16 protein-coding genes are annotated in these 14750 nt (G+C 57.7%); 6 read left to right on the top strand and 10 right to left on the bottom strand.

Translation table 11 applies throughout. The features are described from left to right. Window positions 1–294 precede the first annotated feature (294 nt). Both WFN75_RS22615 and gltA read left to right on the top strand, forming a co-directional pair. Window positions 295–402, top strand: a complete 108-nt coding sequence (locus WFN75_RS22615; protein ID WP_419395273.1) for a hypothetical protein — start codon at window positions 295–297, stop codon at window positions 400–402. A gap of 206 nt (window positions 403–608) precedes the next feature. After that, window positions 609–1895 carry a citrate synthase gene (gltA, locus tag WFN75_RS02245; RefSeq protein WP_207293245.1) on the top strand — a complete coding sequence of 429 codons (1287 nt, stop codon included), beginning with the start codon at window positions 609–611 and terminating at the stop codon, window positions 1893–1895. A 40-nt stretch (window positions 1896–1935) separates the two neighbouring features. Here gltA and nei read toward each other — a convergent pair whose 3' ends face one another. The 10 genes from nei to WFN75_RS02195 form a co-directional block, all read right to left on the bottom strand. Beyond that, window positions 1936–2727 carry an endonuclease VIII gene (gene nei / locus WFN75_RS02240; protein WP_336995558.1) on the bottom strand — a complete coding sequence of 264 codons (792 nt, stop codon included), beginning with the start codon at window positions 2725–2727 and terminating at the stop codon, window positions 1936–1938. A gap of 14 nt (window positions 2728–2741) precedes the next feature. Beyond that, window positions 2742–3386, bottom strand: coding sequence for a pyroglutamyl-peptidase I (pcp, locus tag WFN75_RS02235; RefSeq protein ID WP_207293244.1), 645 nt, complete (start codon window positions 3384–3386; stop codon window positions 2742–2744). A 9-nt stretch (window positions 3387–3395) separates the two neighbouring features. Next, on the bottom strand, window positions 3396–4391 hold the full coding sequence (locus WFN75_RS02230) for a DUF979 domain-containing protein (RefSeq protein WP_046886575.1): 996 nt from the start codon (window positions 4389–4391) through the stop codon (window positions 3396–3398). Beyond that, window positions 4388–5107 (bottom strand): DUF969 domain-containing protein, encoded by a 720-nt coding sequence (locus tag WFN75_RS02225; RefSeq protein WP_040076536.1) that lies wholly within the window; start codon window positions 5105–5107, stop codon window positions 4388–4390. Before WFN75_RS02225 ends, WFN75_RS02230 begins: the two co-directional genes overlap by 4 nt. A 38-nt stretch (window positions 5108–5145) precedes the next feature. Continuing rightward, window positions 5146–5883, bottom strand: coding sequence for a 5-oxoprolinase subunit PxpA (gene pxpA / locus WFN75_RS02220; protein ID WP_336995557.1), 738 nt, complete (start codon window positions 5881–5883; stop codon window positions 5146–5148). Then, the gene (pxpC, locus tag WFN75_RS02215) at window positions 5870–6802 is read right to left on the bottom strand and encodes a 5-oxoprolinase subunit PxpC (RefSeq protein WP_040076538.1); all 933 of its coding nucleotides are present in this window, start codon (window positions 6800–6802) and stop codon (window positions 5870–5872) included. Before pxpC ends, pxpA begins: the two co-directional genes overlap by 14 nt. Next, on the bottom strand, window positions 6796–7452 hold the full coding sequence (gene pxpB / locus WFN75_RS02210) for a 5-oxoprolinase subunit PxpB (protein WP_336995556.1): 657 nt from the start codon (window positions 7450–7452) through the stop codon (window positions 6796–6798). The genes pxpC and pxpB overlap by 7 nt, the downstream gene beginning before the upstream one ends. A gap of 14 nt (window positions 7453–7466) precedes the next feature. Then, window positions 7467–8210, bottom strand: a complete 744-nt coding sequence (locus WFN75_RS02205; RefSeq protein WP_046886577.1) for a type 2 GTP cyclohydrolase I — start codon at window positions 8208–8210, stop codon at window positions 7467–7469. 10 nt (window positions 8211–8220) lie between these two features. Continuing rightward, window positions 8221–9639, bottom strand: a complete 1419-nt coding sequence (phrB, locus tag WFN75_RS02200; RefSeq protein ID WP_336995555.1) for a deoxyribodipyrimidine photo-lyase — start codon at window positions 9637–9639, stop codon at window positions 8221–8223. 172 nt (window positions 9640–9811) lie between these two features. Then, window positions 9812–10018 carry a YbfA family protein gene (locus WFN75_RS02195; protein WP_046886579.1) on the bottom strand — a complete coding sequence of 69 codons (207 nt, stop codon included), beginning with the start codon at window positions 10016–10018 and terminating at the stop codon, window positions 9812–9814. Between the two features lie 308 nt (window positions 10019–10326). Here WFN75_RS02195 and kdpF point away from each other — a divergent pair, with 308 nt between their 5' ends. Genes kdpF through kdpC form a run of 4 tightly spaced genes read left to right on the top strand, consistent with a single transcriptional unit; the run spans window position 10327 to window position 14750 of the window. Continuing rightward, entirely contained in the window at window positions 10327–10416 is a 90-nt protein-coding gene (kdpF, locus tag WFN75_RS02190; RefSeq protein ID WP_080346643.1) for a K(+)-transporting ATPase subunit F, read from the top strand. Further along, window positions 10416–12095, top strand: coding sequence for a potassium-transporting ATPase subunit KdpA (kdpA, locus tag WFN75_RS02185; RefSeq protein ID WP_336995554.1), 1680 nt, complete (start codon window positions 10416–10418; stop codon window positions 12093–12095). The genes kdpF and kdpA overlap by 1 nt, the downstream gene beginning before the upstream one ends. Window positions 12096–12113: 18 nt before the next feature. After that, entirely contained in the window at window positions 12114–14162 is a 2049-nt protein-coding gene (kdpB, locus tag WFN75_RS02180; protein ID WP_212476849.1) for a potassium-transporting ATPase subunit KdpB, read from the top strand. A gap of 12 nt (window positions 14163–14174) precedes the next feature. After that, window positions 14175–14750, top strand: coding sequence for a potassium-transporting ATPase subunit KdpC (kdpC, locus tag WFN75_RS02175; RefSeq protein WP_336995553.1), 576 nt, complete (start codon window positions 14175–14177; stop codon window positions 14748–14750).

The following is a 14750-nucleotide window of genomic DNA, read 5'->3' as shown; positions in this document are numbered from 1 at the left end:
TTGCGGGTCAGACAGCGTGCCTTTTCTATAACTGTGCGTCATGTAAAACATTGCTTCCAGATGTTCAAATGACACATTACAACGCTGGGTGGCTCGGGATTGCAGGGTTTTCCGGAGACCTGGCCGCAGTATAGGGCGTTCACAAAATCATTACAATTAACCTACATATAGTTTGTCGGGTTTTATGCCGAACAGTGATCAGGGTCACGATAACAACATCTTTTTAAATTTTAATCATCTGATTTGACAAATGTTAAACATTATTGTTACAAACATCACCAGAAAAGGCATATAATGCGCAAAAGTTATGAGGTCTTGCTTTCACCTGAGAATAAGTTATGTAACAGTGTGGTGGTATTGACCGAAGTTATCAGGACAGTTATTAGTGATATACAGGTTTGAATAATTCGGACCGCGAAGACACTGATTTGCTGTTGTTTCACTGATTTTTCAACTCATTACCTGCAAGGCGCCATAGCTCTGTACCCTGGTTTCTCCTCGTGAGCTGAGCGGTAAGCCAAATAACAAACTGGTAACGGTGTTAAATCAGCAGAATGCAAATCCGGTAAACCGTGGTCTTAAGCAATAAGGCGCTAAGGAGACCGTAAATGGCTGATACAAAGGCAAAGCTCACCCTGGGTGGTGATAATGCTATTGAACTGGATGTGCTAAAAGGCACACTCGGTCCGGATGTTATTGATATCCGTACGCTGGGTTCTAAAGGGGTATTCACCTTTGACCCTGGATTCACCTCTACCGCATCTTGCGAGTCCAAAATCACCTTTATCGACGGTGATGAAGGTATCCTGTTACACCGCGGTTTCCCCATCGATCAGTTAGCTACCGACTCCAATTATCTGGAAGTGTGCTACATCCTGCTGAACGGCGAAAAACCGACGCAGGCGCAATACGATGAATTCAAAACCACCGTAACCCGTCATACCATGATCCATGAGCAGATTACCCGTCTGTTCCATGCGTTCCGTCGTGACTCTCACCCAATGGCGGTGATGTGCGGGATTACCGGTGCGCTGGCAGCGTTCTACCACGACTCACTGGACGTGAATAACCCACGTCACCGTGATATCGCGGCATTCCGTCTGCTGTCCAAAATGCCAACCATGGCCGCGATGTGCTACAAGTACTCGATCGGTCAGCCGTTCGTTTATCCGCGTAACGACCTCTCCTACGCGGGTAACTTCCTGCGCATGATGTTCTCCACGCCGTGTGAAGAGTACGAAGTGAACCCGGTCCTGGAACGCGCCATGGATCGTATTCTGATCCTGCACGCTGACCACGAACAGAACGCATCGACCTCTACCGTACGTACCGCGGGCTCTTCGGGCGCAAACCCGTTCGCCTGTATCGCTGCGGGCATCGCTTCCCTGTGGGGACCGGCGCACGGCGGCGCGAACGAAGCGGCGCTCAAAATGCTGGAAGAGATCAGCTCCGTTGAGCACATTCCGGAATTCGTACGCCGTGCGAAGGATAAGAATGACTCCTTCCGCCTGATGGGCTTCGGTCACCGTGTTTACAAAAACTATGACCCGCGCGCCACCGTAATGCGTGAAACCTGCCACGAAGTGCTGAAAGAGCTGGGTACCAAAGATGACCTGCTGGAAGTGGCGATGGAGCTGGAACACATCGCGCTGAACGACCCGTACTTCATCGAGAAGAAACTCTACCCGAACGTCGACTTCTACTCCGGCATCATCCTGAAAGCGATGGGTATTCCGTCTTCCATGTTCACCGTGATCTTCGCCATGGCACGTACCGTGGGCTGGATTGCACACTGGAACGAAATGCACAGCGAAGGCATGAAAATCGCCCGTCCTCGTCAGTTGTATACCGGCTACGAGCAGCGTGATTTTAAATCTGACATCACTGAGCAGTAATCTGCGAAGGATGTTAAAAACGCGCCTCCGGGCGCGTTTTTTATTTCTGGCAGTGTGGACACCAGTAAAAAGGCCGCGATGAGACCGTCGTCTTCTCAATCACCCCGCCGCAGCGCTCGCACCGTTTCCCATCCCGATGAAAGACCTTAAAGCGGAACAACGCCCCATGATGCTTGTTCTCATTCACCACGCCGCGCGTCTGGTAAGAGAGCCGCGGTATCGCCAGCAGCGCCCGGGATAACGCATCAAGCTGGGGTTCACTGAGCTGCGACGCTTTGCGCTGCGCCGCCAGCCCCACTTCCCAGAGGATCTCCACCCGCAGGTAATTTCCCAGCCCGGCAAGAAACGCCTGATCGAGCAACAGCCCGGAAAACTGCCGATTGCGAAACGCAGGAGAGAGCAGCCTGGCTTTCACCACCTCCACCGTCAACCGCGGATCCAGCACATCGGGCCCTACGCGCTGTAAAAACGGATGGGTGGTGAGTTGTTCGGGGGTGAGCATCTCGATATCCGAGGCGCTGTAGAGCAAAATGGTGTTCTCGTCGCTCTGGAGTTTGACCCGCAGCACGCGATTGGTCTGCACTGTTTCGCCGGTTTTCACCACCCGCCATACGCCGTACAGTTGATTATGGCTGTAGAGCGTCAGCTGATTAGAGAAATGGGTCAGCAACGCTTTCCCGCGCGTTTCGATATGGGTGATCGTCTGCCCCAGCAGCCGGGACTCATAGGGCTTCAATTGCGGGAAGGCAAACCACGCTCCGGTGAGGGGTTTGCCTTTGATCGCCGCCTCCAGGTTATCCGCCGCACGGCGGATCTCCGGGCCTTCTGGCATAATATCGTCCTTAGTTAATGTGTCGCACCGCCGGTAATTTTACTGTCAACCTGCTGGCGAATAGCCACCGCAATGGCAACCTCAAGGCCTCGCTGTACCGTGTGTGCCGCCATGCTCGGAGCCCCTATATGGGCGGCGGCCTGTTCCGGCAGATAAGGGATGTGGATAAACCCGCCCTTCACGCCGGGCCGCTTAGCGATAGTATTCAGCAGGCCGTACATCACATGATTACAGACGAAAGTGCCCGCCGTCTGGGAAACCGAAGCAGGAACGCCTGCCTCACGCAGGGCAGCCACCATCGCTTTGATTGGCAGAGAACTAAACCATGCCGCCGGGCCGTCTGGCACAATCGCCACGTCAACGGGCTGCTGACCTTTATTATCCGGAATGCGCGCGTCATCGACGTTAATCGCCACCCGTTCTACGGTAATGTCCACGCGGCCGCCCGCCTGCCCTATCGCCAGAATCACCGACGGTTGCAGTTCATCAATGGCCGCATTCAGCACCGCCAGCGACTCGCCAAACACGCACGGCAACTGCCGCGTCACCACGCGACAGTGCTCAATGGTCATCCCTTCAAGCTGTTTTACCACTTCCCAGGAAGGGTTTACGGTCTCGCCGCCAAAGGGTTCGAAACCGGTCACTAATACGGTTTGCATCGTCTCTCCTTACAAGAACATCAGGAAGTAGAGTAAGAAAACGTTGGCAATCAGCAACAGCACGCCTGTCGGCACCTGCGCCTTAATTACCGCATTTTTATCTGGCAACTCCAGCAGCGCCGCCGGCACGATATTGAAGTTTGCCGCCATCGGCGTCATCAGAGTGCCGCAGTAGCCAGAGAACATCCCGATCGCCGCCATTACCGCCGGGTTACCGCCGTGCTGCAGTACCAGGATCGGAATACCAATCCCTGCCGTCACGATCGGGAAGGCGGCAAAAGCGTTGCCCATGACCATGGTCAGCAGCGCCATCCCGATGGCGTAGACCGCCACGGCGATAAAGCGGCTATCGACAGCCAGATAGGTCTGGGTGAGCCAGGAGATCCCCTCCCCGACGCCCGCCGCGGTGAACAGCAGCCCCAGCGTGGCGAGGATTTGCGGCAGAATAAAGGCCCAGCCGATGGAGTCCAGTAGGCGGCGTGCCTCCTGAATCGGCTGATGCACCTTCTCATGGGTCATTTTAACCGCCATGCCCAGGCCAATCAGCGAACCGACGGTCATCGAGAAGAGCGTTACCAGCGTGGAGTGGTTGCCAGGCCCGAACAGCGCTTCCTGAAGGCCCGGAATATGGTTAAACATCAGCACGCCTACCACCGTCACCACCGGGATCGCCAGTGCCGGATAGAAGAGCCGGTTGCCGAGTCGTTTGGCGCTGGCTTCACGCTCTTCTGGTTTACGCTGATGATAGCTTCCCAGACGCACGCCGCCGAAGCCGGCAATCAGCGCCAGCGCCACCACCGCTGCCCCCACGGCGATGTGCACCGTGCGTTTGTCGCCCACCAGTTGATAGGTCCAGTCACCGAGCAGGAACATCAGGCCATAGATGCCCCAGAACAGCCCGGTAGTGATACGGCGTGGGTTGGCTTTATCGCGAAATGACATCAAGGCGACGATAATCAGCACCAGGCCGGCAAGCCAGTAAAGATAGCTTTGCTGGAAATTCATTCGGCACCTCCCGGCGTGCGGAGGGTTTTTGCCAGCTCGCGCTCAAGGTGTTTATCCAGGCGCCACAGACGGGTGGCATGGATCACAAAGGCGCAGATCGCGGTCGGGATCCCCCACAAAGCAATGTGCAGCGGCTCGGTCTGAATCCCTCCGGACTCCAGCATAAAGTTGTGCATAAAGATGATGGCCCCGAAGGCGACAAAAATGTCTTCTCCGAAGAACAGCCCGACGTTGTCAGTCGCGGCCGACATGGCGCGCAGACGATAACGCACGGCACCCGGCAGCTCGCCGTACTTCTGCTCAGCCGCCCCTTCCGCCATCGGCGCCAGCAGCGGTCGCACCATTTGTGGATGACCGCCAAGGCTGGTCAATCCCATCGCGGCAGAGGCTTCGCGCACAAAGAGGTAGACGATCAGCAGGCGGCCCGAGGTGGCGCTGCGGATCTTCGCGATCCACGCCTGGGCGCGCTCTTTCAGCCCGTGACGCTCAAGCAGGCCGATCACCGCCAGCGGGATCAGCAGGATATAAGGCAGGTTACGGGTGTTGAGGAACCCTTCGCCCAATTTTTCGAGGATGGTTGCAATCGGCATCTGCGCCGCCAGCCCCGTCACGATCCCGGCGACAATGACCACCAGCACCGGGTTAAAGCGTAAAAGAAATCCGACCACAATCACCGCGATACCGATGAGTGGCCAGAGGTTTAGCGTCTCTGCCATGATGACGTTCCTGTTGGTTGTGTTGTGTTTTAAGTGCGCTACGCGCTAATTTTTATCTGTTGTGCGGCAAATTCACTGCGCAGGCGTCGGGCAAATTCCAGGGCATGGTCACCGTCACCGTGAATGCACACGCTTTGCGCCTTCACCGTCGCCCACTCGCCGGTAATACTTTTCACCCGACCGTGTTGCACCATCTCCAGGGTCTGCGCCAGCGACTGCTGCTCGTCGACGATCAGCGCGCCTGGCAGGCCTCGCGGCACCAGGCTACCGTCCGCCTGATAGCCCCTGTCGGCAAAGACCTCTTCCCGCGTCACCAGCCCGTAACGCTCCCCGGCACGGATCAGCTCGCTCCCGGCCAGACCGACAAGGATCAGCGCGGGATCGGCGGCGTGCACCGCACGGGCGATAGCGTCAGCCAGCATCGGCTCTTTAGCCGCCTGGTTATAGAGCATACCGTGGGGTTTGACGTGGCGTAGCTGCCCCCCTTCTGCGCGTACCATCCCCGCCAGGGCACCAATCTGATACAACACCTGGGCGTAGACGGTCTCCGGCGGCAGGGTCATTGCCGTGCGGCCAAAATTTTCCCGATCCGGGAAGCTGGGATGCGCCCCGATGGCTACGCCATTTTTCAGCGCTTCACGCACGCAGGTGAGCATGGTTTCGGCATCCCCGGCGTGAAAACCGCAGGCGATATTGGCGGACGAAACGAGCTGCAGCAGGGCGGCATCGCTGCCGCACCCCTCGCCTAAATCGGCGTTTAAATCAATCACGCTCATGTAACCTCCATGCCAGCTGTTCGAGATACTGCTTCTGTACACGTCGCGCTTCCAGCGCCTCTTCCAGGGTACAGGGCACAAAGTGAATCGGCTGTCCCAGCGGGATCTGCGCCAGATGATACATATCAGCTTCAATAATGCAGGCGATGCGTGGATAACCGCCGGTGGTCTGGGCATCGTTCATTAGTATGATCGGCTGACCGTTATGCGGCACCTGGATCACCCCCGGCAGCAGGCCATGCGACACCATTTCACGGTCGGTGGTGCGCTGCAGTTTCTGCCCCTGCAGGCGGTAGCCCATACGGTTACTTTGCGGACTGAGCTGCCAAGGCAAGCGCCAGAGCGCATCCTGCGAGGCCTGATCGAACTCATGATATTCCGGGCCCGGCAACGCGCGCACACGGTTATTCCAGAGCAGTTGTTTTACCCCCTGCGCCTCCATAAATGGGTGGCCGCCCGGGCAAATCGGCAGGCAATCGCCATCTTTTAGCAGCCGGCCTTCAAAACCGCCCATACCGATTTTGAGATCGGTACTGTAGGAGTCCATCACCTGCGGAACGTCAATGCCCCCGGCAATGGCCAGATAGCTGCGCATACCGTGTACAGGGCGCTTCAGGGTCAACCGCTGCCCGGCTTTCACCGGCAGACGCCATCCCGTCCAGACCGCCGCGTCGTCGAGCTTCGCATCACAGCCTGCCCCCGTCAGGGCAAACCAGCCGTCCTGTTCAAATTCAAAACAGCACTGGCCGAGCGTGATCTCCAGCGCGGCGGCGTCGGGTGCGTTGCCCACCAGCAGGTTGGCAATCTGCAATGCCGGTTTGTCCAGCGCGCCACAATAACTGATGCCCGACTGGCGTAAGCCAATCCGCCCGCCATCCTGCACGGAGGTGTATAGCCCGGCACGAATAACCTTTAACATACCCCCTCCTTTTGCGGGACAAAGCGCACGGTATCGCCAGGACGCAGCAGGACCGGCTCATCCAGACGCGGATCAAACAGCGGCAGCGAGGTATGCCCAATCAGTTGCCAGCCGCCGGGGGACGCGAGCGGATAAATTCCGGTCTGCGCGCCGCCAATGCCCACGGAACCGGCAGGCACCTGCAGACGGGGTTCGTCGCGACGTGGCGTGGTCAGCTTTTCTGGCAAACCTCCCAGATAGGGGAATCCCGGCTGGAAGCCCAGGAACCAGACCACGTAATCGACTGATGCGTGAAGCTCGACAACCTGTTTCTCCGACAACCCCGCATGACGGGCCACTTCACCGAGATCGGGCCCGGCGCTTTTGCCGTAGACCACCGGGATCTCGATAGCGCGCGACTCAGGCTCCAGCGCCTCGCTCTCTTCCCACCAGCGTTGCAGCCGTTCAATGGCGTCCAGCGCCACCGAGTGTGGGTTGCGTAATACCACGGTGATGTTATTCATACCGGGGATCGCTTCCACCACCTCCGGAATTTCCCCGAGCCGCTGGGTTAAACGCCAGATCCTTTTTTGCGTCGCCAGGGTGACGGAAGGTTCCAGCTCCAGCACCACGGCGGTCTCGCCTAACAGATAACAACGCGCTCGCTGCACTTAAGCACCTCTCATCAGGCTGGGTTAGGGATATCAATAAAAGTGACATCCAGGTCAGTATTTTCAGTCAGCCACTCGCTGAGCGCACGGATACCGCCGCGTTCGGTGGCGTGGTGTCCTGCGGCATAAAAATGCAGCCCCTGCTCGCGGGCAGAGTGGATAGTCTGCTCCGAAACTTCACCGGTGATAAACGCATCCACCCCGAAACGGGCCGCGTTGTCGATAAAGCCCTGTCCGCCGCCGGTGCACCAGGCGACGCGTTTCACCAGATCCGGCCCGGTATCACCACTCCAGAGCGGGCGACGTCCCAGACGCGCTTCAATCCAGGAGGCCAGCTCCAGACCCGGTACCGGCATCGCCAGCTCGCCCCAGGGCAGCAGCTCTTCAATTTCGCCCATCACCGTAATGCCCAGTAGCTGTGCCAGCTGGACGTTGTTGCCCAGCTCCGGGTGGGCATCGAGCGGCAGGTGCCAGCCGTACAGGTTGATATCGTTGGCCAGCAGCGTTTTTAAACGGTTACGCTTCATGCCGCGGATAATCGGCGCTTCGTTTTTCCAGAAATAACCATGATGCACGATCACCGCATCCGCATTCTGGCGCACGGCCTCATCCAGCAGCGCCTGGCTGGCGGTCACGCCGGTAATAATTTTCTGTACCTGTTCGCGCCCTTCGACCTGCAGACCATTAGGGCCGTAGTCGCTAAATTTGGCGCTGTTGAGTTTGTCGTTAATCAGGCTTTCCAGTTCGCTGTTCTTCATCATCACTCTCTTACGCTTTACGGGCAGCTTCATAGGCTGCCAGGGTGGCGGCGCGCGCCTGTTTATGGTCGACAACCGGACGCGGATAGTCGAGGGTCACCCCTTGTTTATCCGCCCAGATCCACGGGTCGTGAATCGCCTTGTCTGGCAAACTTGCCAGCTCCGGCAGCCAACGGCGGATAAACGCGCCGTCGGCATCAAACTTCTGCCCCTGGGTTGTCGGGTTAAAAATGCGAAAATAGGGAGCCGCATCGGTGCCGGTTGAGGCGGCCCACTGCCAGCCGCCGTTATTGGCGGCCAGATCGCCATCAATCAACTGAGACATAAAATAACGCTCCCCAATACGCCAGTCGATAAGCAGATCCTTTACCAGAAAACTGGCGGTAATCATGCGCAGACGGTTGTGCATCCAGCCCGTTTCATTGAGCTGACGCATGGCCGCATCGACGATGGGATAGCCGGTTTGCCCCTGTTGCCAGGCATGAAGCTGCTTTTCATCGTGCTGCCAGGCGACCTGTTCTGTCCAGCGGATGAATGGCCGATGTTTACATAAATCAGGGTGATACGTCATCAGATGACGATAAAATTCACGCCAGATAAGTTCATTGAGCCAGACCGCACCCGGCCCCCCCTCCAGCGCCCTGGGCTGTTCGGCCACCAGGCGATGCAGACACTGGCGCGGCGATAACACCCCGAGGGCCAGGCAAGCGGAAAGACGGCTGGTTCCTTCGATGGCCGGGAAATCGCGCTGAGCTTCATACTCCCCTGCCCCCTCCTTGCAAAAATGGCGCAGATGGGCAATGGCCTCTTTTTCCGTGGGGGGGAAGAGCCCGGCATCAAAGGGCTGTTGAGGATAATCGAAATCGAGCGGCGAGGCGTGCGCAGGCATCGCTTCCTCTCCCCGCGGGGTGGGCGCCGATGCGCACTCCGGCATGCCCTCCTTCAGGCGACGTAGCCAGGCGTTTTTGAACGGCGTAAAGACCTTGTACATCTCATGATTGCCCGTCATCACGCTGCCGGGTGGCAGGATCACGCTGTCATCAAAACCCTGACACGTTACCTGCTGCAGCGATCGCTCAAGCGCCCGATCGCGCTGCTGCTCGTTCACTTCGTACTGATAATTGTAAAAGAGATCCGTTACCTCATGTTCGGCACAGATTTGCGCCACTTTTTCAGCCTGGGCGGCAAAGTCATCAACCTCATCATAAAGAAGCGGAATGCCTTTTTCGGCCAGTTGTTGACGCAGATTATTTAAATGCGCATGAAGGTAAGCCGCCTGGCGCGGCGCCATAAGGTGACGCTGCCATTGACCGGGTGTCGCCAGGAAGAGCGCCAGTACGCGTGCATTTTTGTTCCGACAGGCGGCGGCAAGCGCCAGGTTGTCATGGATGCGCAGATCGGCGCGAAACCAGACCAGATGGATGGGCATAAAACTCCAGAGTGTTCGTCCGTAACAGAGTTGAGCGATTCAGAATACTTCGCATTAACAATTGTAGCCATTCTGAAATGAAGCGATCTTCTCTGATTGCCCATCCTGCGGACATAAAAAAACCGCCACATTACTGTGGCGGCGGGTTTATTGCTGTGTATCGTCTTTCTTATTAGTAAAAATCGCAGGTGGCTTTTTCCGCCTGCGCCATCCAGACCGGTTTATCGCTGGTTTTAGCCCAGACGCGGTGCAGATAGCTGTAAAAACGGGCACGATCTTTCCAGAACAACATCACCGGCAGCGCCAGGATGCCAGCCACCACGGCGAAAGCGCGGCGTAATAATACGATATGTGCCGGAAACTCTTTGTAGTGATCCATTATTCTCTCCCCTAAGTTGGCCGGAAACATGCTCCGGAAAAGTTAAACAGGTTATCTGGGTAAAATAGTACCGCGTTGACTGAAAGTTTACTACTCATCCGACCACTCTTTTTTATTCATTTAGTGAATATTTACACTTCTTTCGTAAGCGAGTTACAAAAAAGTTAAATTAATACTAATCATTAGTTAAATTGTGGTTTTGGCTATTTTTATACTTTTTTTACACCCTGCCCCCCGCTTTTTTACGAAATCTTTGCGCCGGAAATCTTACCTTTTTCATCAATATCAACGTCACCCGGAGGTGAATTGTGACTGCAGGTGTGATTACCGGCATCGTGCTGGTGTTCCTGTTACTGGCTTACCTGGTTTATGCCCTGATTAATGCGGAGGCATTCTGATGGCCGCGCAAGGATTTCTGCTGATTGCCAGCTTTCTGCTGGTCCTGTTCGTGCTGGCAAAGCCGCTGGGTTCGCTACTTGCCCGCATGATTACCGGCACCCCGCTGCCAGCTATCGCGCGGCTGGATAGCGCCCTGCTGCGCGGCTTAGGTATTGCCTGTGAGGAGATGAGCTGGCGGCGCTATCTGGCGGCAATTCTGCTGCTGAACCTGGTGGGATTGGTCGTGTTGTTTGCCATGCTGATGCTACAGGGCGCCCTGCCGTTTAACCCTCAGCAGTTGCCCGGCCTCTCCTGGCATCTCGCGCTAAATACGGCGGTGAGCTTCGTCAGTAACACCAACTGGCAGTCGTATGCCGGGGAGTCAACGCTGAGCTACTTCAGCCAGATGGCTGGTCTGACGGTGCAAAACTTCCTCTCTGCCGCCAGCGGCATTGCGGTCATTTTCGCCCTGACCCGCGCCTTTGCCCGTCAAAGCGTGTCGACGCTGGGCAACGCCTGGGTGGATCTCACCCGGATTACGCTGTGGGTGCTGTTGCCGATCTCGCTGTTGTTGGCGCTGTTCTTGATCCAGCAAGGGACGCTGCAAAACCTGCACGCTTACCAGCCTTACACCTCGCTGGAAGGGGCAAAACAGCTGCTGCCAATGGGACCGGTTGCTTCTCAGGAGGCGATAAAAATGCTGGGCACCAACGGCGGCGGTTTCTTTAACGCGAACTCCTCTCACCCTTTCGAAAACCCTACTGCGCTGACCAATTTCATCCAGATGCTGGCGATCTTTTTAATTCCGACTGCGCTGTGCTTTGCCTTTGGTGAGGCCGTTCGCGATCGCCGTCAGGGTCAGGCGATCCTGTGGGCGATGTCGGCGATCTTCGTGGTGTGCGCCGGGCTGGTCATGTGGGCCGAGTGGCAGGGCAACAGCCACTTCCTGGCTCTTGGCGCGGATAGCGCAATCAACATGGAGGGCAAAGAGAGCCGCTTCGGCATTCTGGCCAGCAGCCTGTACGCGGTGGTAACCACGGCGGCCTCCTGCGGGGCGGTGAATGCCATGCACGACTCCTTTACCGCGCTGGGCGGGATGATCCCGCTGTGGCTGATGCAGATTGGGGAAGTGGTCTTCGGCGGGGTGGGTTCTGGCCTGTACGGCATGCTGCTGTTCGTCCTGCTGGCGGTGTTTATCGCCGGGCTGATGATTGGCCGCACACCGGAATATCTGGGTAAGAAAATTGACGTGCGCGAAATGAAGCTGACCGCGCTGGCTATTCTGGTCACCCCCGCGCTGGTGCTGCTCGGTACCGCCCTGGCGCTGATGACCGACGCAGGACGCAGCGGCATCTTTAATCCCGGCATCCACGGTTTTAGCGAGGTGCTCTACGCGGTCTCTTCCGCAGCCAATAACAACGGTAGCGCCTTTGCCGGTTTAAGTGCGAACACGCCATTCTGGAACTGCCTGCTGGCGGCCTGCATGTTGCTGGGACGCTTTGGGGTGATTATTCCGGTGATGGCGATTGCCGGTGCTCTGGTCAATAAAAAAATCCAGCCTGCCTCTACCGGTACGCTGCCCACCAGCGGCCCGCTGTTTATCGGCCTGCTGATCGGCACGGTACTGCTGGTGGGTGCGCTGACCTTTATTCCCGCCCTCGCATTAGGCCCGGTCGCGGAACATCTCTCTTTACGCTGATTTTGCGGAGTATTAGTCATGAGTCGTAAGCAACTGGCCCTGCTCGAACCCTCGCTGGTTCGCCAGGCGCTGCTGGATGCGGTAAAAAAACTGAGTCCGCGCGTGCAGTGGCACAACCCGGTGATGTTTATCGTCTGGATTGGCAGCCTGCTCACTACCCTGCTTGCCATCGCGATGGCGGGGGGAAAACTGCCGGGCAATGCGCTGTTCACCGCAGCCATCAGCCTGTGGCTATGGTTTACCGTCCTGTTTGCCAACTTTGCCGAAGCGCTGGCCGAAGGGCGGAGTAAAGCCCAGGCCAATAGCCTGAAGGGGGTAAAGAAAACCTCCTTTGCCCGCAAACTGCGTGAGCCGAAGTACGGCGCCGCCAGCGATAAAGTTCCGGCAGAGACCCTGCGCAAAGGGGATATTGTCCTGGTGGAAGCCGGCGATATCATTCCGTGCGATGGGGAGGTGATCGAAGGCGGCGCCTCGGTGGACGAGAGCGCCATCACCGGTGAATCGGCCCCGGTGATCCGTGAATCCGGCGGGGATTTTGCCTCCGTAACGGGCGGCACGCGTATTCTCTCGGACTGGCTGGTGATTCAGTGCAGCGTTAACCCTGGTGAAACCTTTCTTGATCGGATGATCGCCATGGTCGAAGGGGCCCAGCGCCGCAAGACGCCTAACGAAATTGCCCTGACCATTCTGCTGGTGGCCCTGACGTTGGTCTTCCTGCTGGCGACAGCCACCCTGTGGCCGTTCTCGGCTTACGGCGGCACGCCTGTGAGCGTGACGGTGCTGGTGGCGTTGCTGGTCTGCCTGATCCCCACCACCATCGGCGGGCTGCTCTCCGCCATCGGCGTAGCGGGGATGAGCCGGATGCTGGGGGCCAACGTTATCGCCACCAGCGGCCGCGCGGTCGAAGCGGCGGGCGACGTGGACGTATTACTGCTGGATAAAACCGGCACTATTACGCTGGGTAATCGCCAGGCGTCTGACTTTCTGCCCGCGCCCGGCGTTGAGGAGAAGACCCTGGCCGACGCAGCGCAGCTCGCCTCGCTGGCGGATGAGACGCCAGAAGGCCGCAGCATCGTGGTACTGGCGAAACAGCGCTTTAATCTGCGTCAGCGCGATGTACAGAGCCTGCAGGCTACCTTCGTGCCTTTCACCGCGCAGACCCGGATGAGCGGCATCAATATTCAGGATCGCCTGATCCGTAAAGGGTCAGTGGATGCCATTCGCCGCCATATCGCGGCCAATAACGGCCACTTTCCTGCTGAAGTCGATGCGCTGGTAGAGCGCGTCGCCAGGGAGGGTGCTACCCCGCTGGTGGTGGCCGAAGGCGCCAGCGTGCTGGGGGTCATCGCCCTGAAGGACATCGTTAAAGGCGGCATCAAAGAGCGCTTTGCTCAGTTGCGTAAGATGGGCATCAAAACGGTGATGATCACGGGTGATAACCGTCTGACCGCAGCGGCCATCGCGGCTGAAGCCGGGGTGGATGATTTTCTCTCTGAAGCCACCCCCGAGGCGAAGCTGGCGTTGATCCGCCAGTATCAGGCCGAAGGTCGGCTGGTGGCAATGACCGGCGATGGCACCAACGATGCGCCAGCGCTGGCCCAGGCGGACGTGGCGGTCGCCATGAACTCAGGTACCCAGGCGGCGAAAGAGGCAGGCAACATGGTCGATCTGGACTCAAACCCGACCAAGCTGATTGAAGTGGTACACATCGGTAAACAGATGCTGATGACCCGGGGCTCGCTTACTACCTTCAGTATTGCCAACGACGTGGCGAAATATTTTGCCATTATCCCGGCGGCCTTTGCGGTGACCTATCCGCAGCTCAACGCCCTGAATGTGATGCAGTTGCACTCCCCCGCATCGGCGATCCTCAGCGCGGTGATTTTTAACGCGCTGATCATCGTCTTCCTGATCCCGCTTGCGCTGAAAGGGGTGAGTTACAAGCCGCTCACCGCCGCCGCCATGCTACGTCGTAATTTATGGATCTACGGTCTGGGTGGACTACTGGTGCCCTTTATCGGCATTAAAGCGATCGACCTGCTGCTGACCGTGTTCGGACTGGTTTAAGAGGTAATTCAAATGGCTATGTTACGTCCCGCTATACTTTTGTTTATCTTGCTGGCCGCCATTACCGGCGGGCTCTACCCGCTGGTGACCACCGCGCTGGGGCAGTGGCTGTTTCATGATCGGGCCAACGGCTCTTTGATTATCCAGGGGAGTGAGGTTCGCGGTTCGCGGCTGATTGGGCAGAACTTTACCGGCGCGGGTTACTTCCAGGGGCGGCCTTCCGCCACGGCAGAAAGCCCGTATAATCCTATGGCCTCCGGGGGCAGTAATCTGGCCGGCAGTAACCCGGCGCTGGACAGCGCAGTAACAGAGCGGGTGACGGCCCTGCGGGCCGCCAATCCACAAGCGACGGCGGCGGTACCGGTTGAGTTGATTACCGCCTCGGCCAGCGGACTGGATTACAGCCTCACCCCCGGCGCAGTCGCCTGGCAGATCCCCCGTGTCGCGCAGGCCCGCGGGCTAACCCCTGCCCAGGTCAGTGAACTGGTGGCAAAGCATACCCATAAACCGCTGGTCGGCTTCCTGGGCATGCCGATAGTGAATATCGTTGAAGTAAACCTGGCGCTGGACGCACTAAGGAACCCTTAA

Origin of the sequence: Leclercia sp. UBA7405 (genome assembly GCF_037152215.1) — a bacterium.
In the GTDB taxonomy this organism is placed as follows: Bacteria; Pseudomonadota; Gammaproteobacteria; order Enterobacterales; family Enterobacteriaceae; genus Enterobacter; species Enterobacter pneumoniae.
Note: the sequence above shows the minus strand (reverse complement) of the source record. Positions and strands in the feature narration are given on the sequence as shown.

Excerpts from the sequence above, each read along its gene's own strand:
- WFN75_RS22615 (WP_419395273.1), top strand. The coding sequence starts at position 295 with ATGCGCAAAAGTTATGAGGTCTTGCTTTCACCTGAGAATAAGTTATGT.
- gltA (WP_207293245.1), top strand. The coding sequence starts at position 609 with ATGGCTGATACAAAGGCAAAGCTCACCCTGGGTGGTGATAATGCTATT.
- nei (WP_336995558.1), bottom strand. The coding sequence starts at position 2,727 with ATGCCAGAAGGCCCGGAGATCCGCCGTGCGGCGGATAACCTGGAGGCG.
- pcp (WP_207293244.1), bottom strand. The coding sequence starts at position 3,386 with ATGCAAACCGTATTAGTGACCGGTTTCGAACCCTTTGGCGGCGAGACC.
- WFN75_RS02230 (WP_046886575.1), bottom strand. The coding sequence starts at position 4,391 with ATGAATTTCCAGCAAAGCTATCTTTACTGGCTTGCCGGCCTGGTGCTG.
- WFN75_RS02225 (WP_040076536.1), bottom strand. The coding sequence starts at position 5,107 with ATGGCAGAGACGCTAAACCTCTGGCCACTCATCGGTATCGCGGTGATT.
- pxpA (WP_336995557.1), bottom strand. The coding sequence starts at position 5,883 with ATGAGCGTGATTGATTTAAACGCCGATTTAGGCGAGGGGTGCGGCAGC.
- pxpC (WP_040076538.1), bottom strand. The coding sequence starts at position 6,802 with ATGTTAAAGGTTATTCGTGCCGGGCTATACACCTCCGTGCAGGATGGC.
- WFN75_RS02205 (WP_046886577.1), bottom strand. The coding sequence starts at position 8,210 with ATGAAGAACAGCGAACTGGAAAGCCTGATTAACGACAAACTCAACAGC.
- phrB (WP_336995555.1), bottom strand. The coding sequence starts at position 9,639 with ATGCCCATCCATCTGGTCTGGTTTCGCGCCGATCTGCGCATCCATGAC.
- WFN75_RS02195 (WP_046886579.1), bottom strand. The coding sequence starts at position 10,018 with ATGGATCACTACAAAGAGTTTCCGGCACATATCGTATTATTACGCCGC.
- kdpA (WP_336995554.1), top strand. The coding sequence starts at position 10,416 with ATGGCCGCGCAAGGATTTCTGCTGATTGCCAGCTTTCTGCTGGTCCTG.
- kdpB (WP_212476849.1), top strand. The coding sequence starts at position 12,114 with ATGAGTCGTAAGCAACTGGCCCTGCTCGAACCCTCGCTGGTTCGCCAG.
- kdpC (WP_336995553.1), top strand. The coding sequence starts at position 14,175 with ATGGCTATGTTACGTCCCGCTATACTTTTGTTTATCTTGCTGGCCGCC.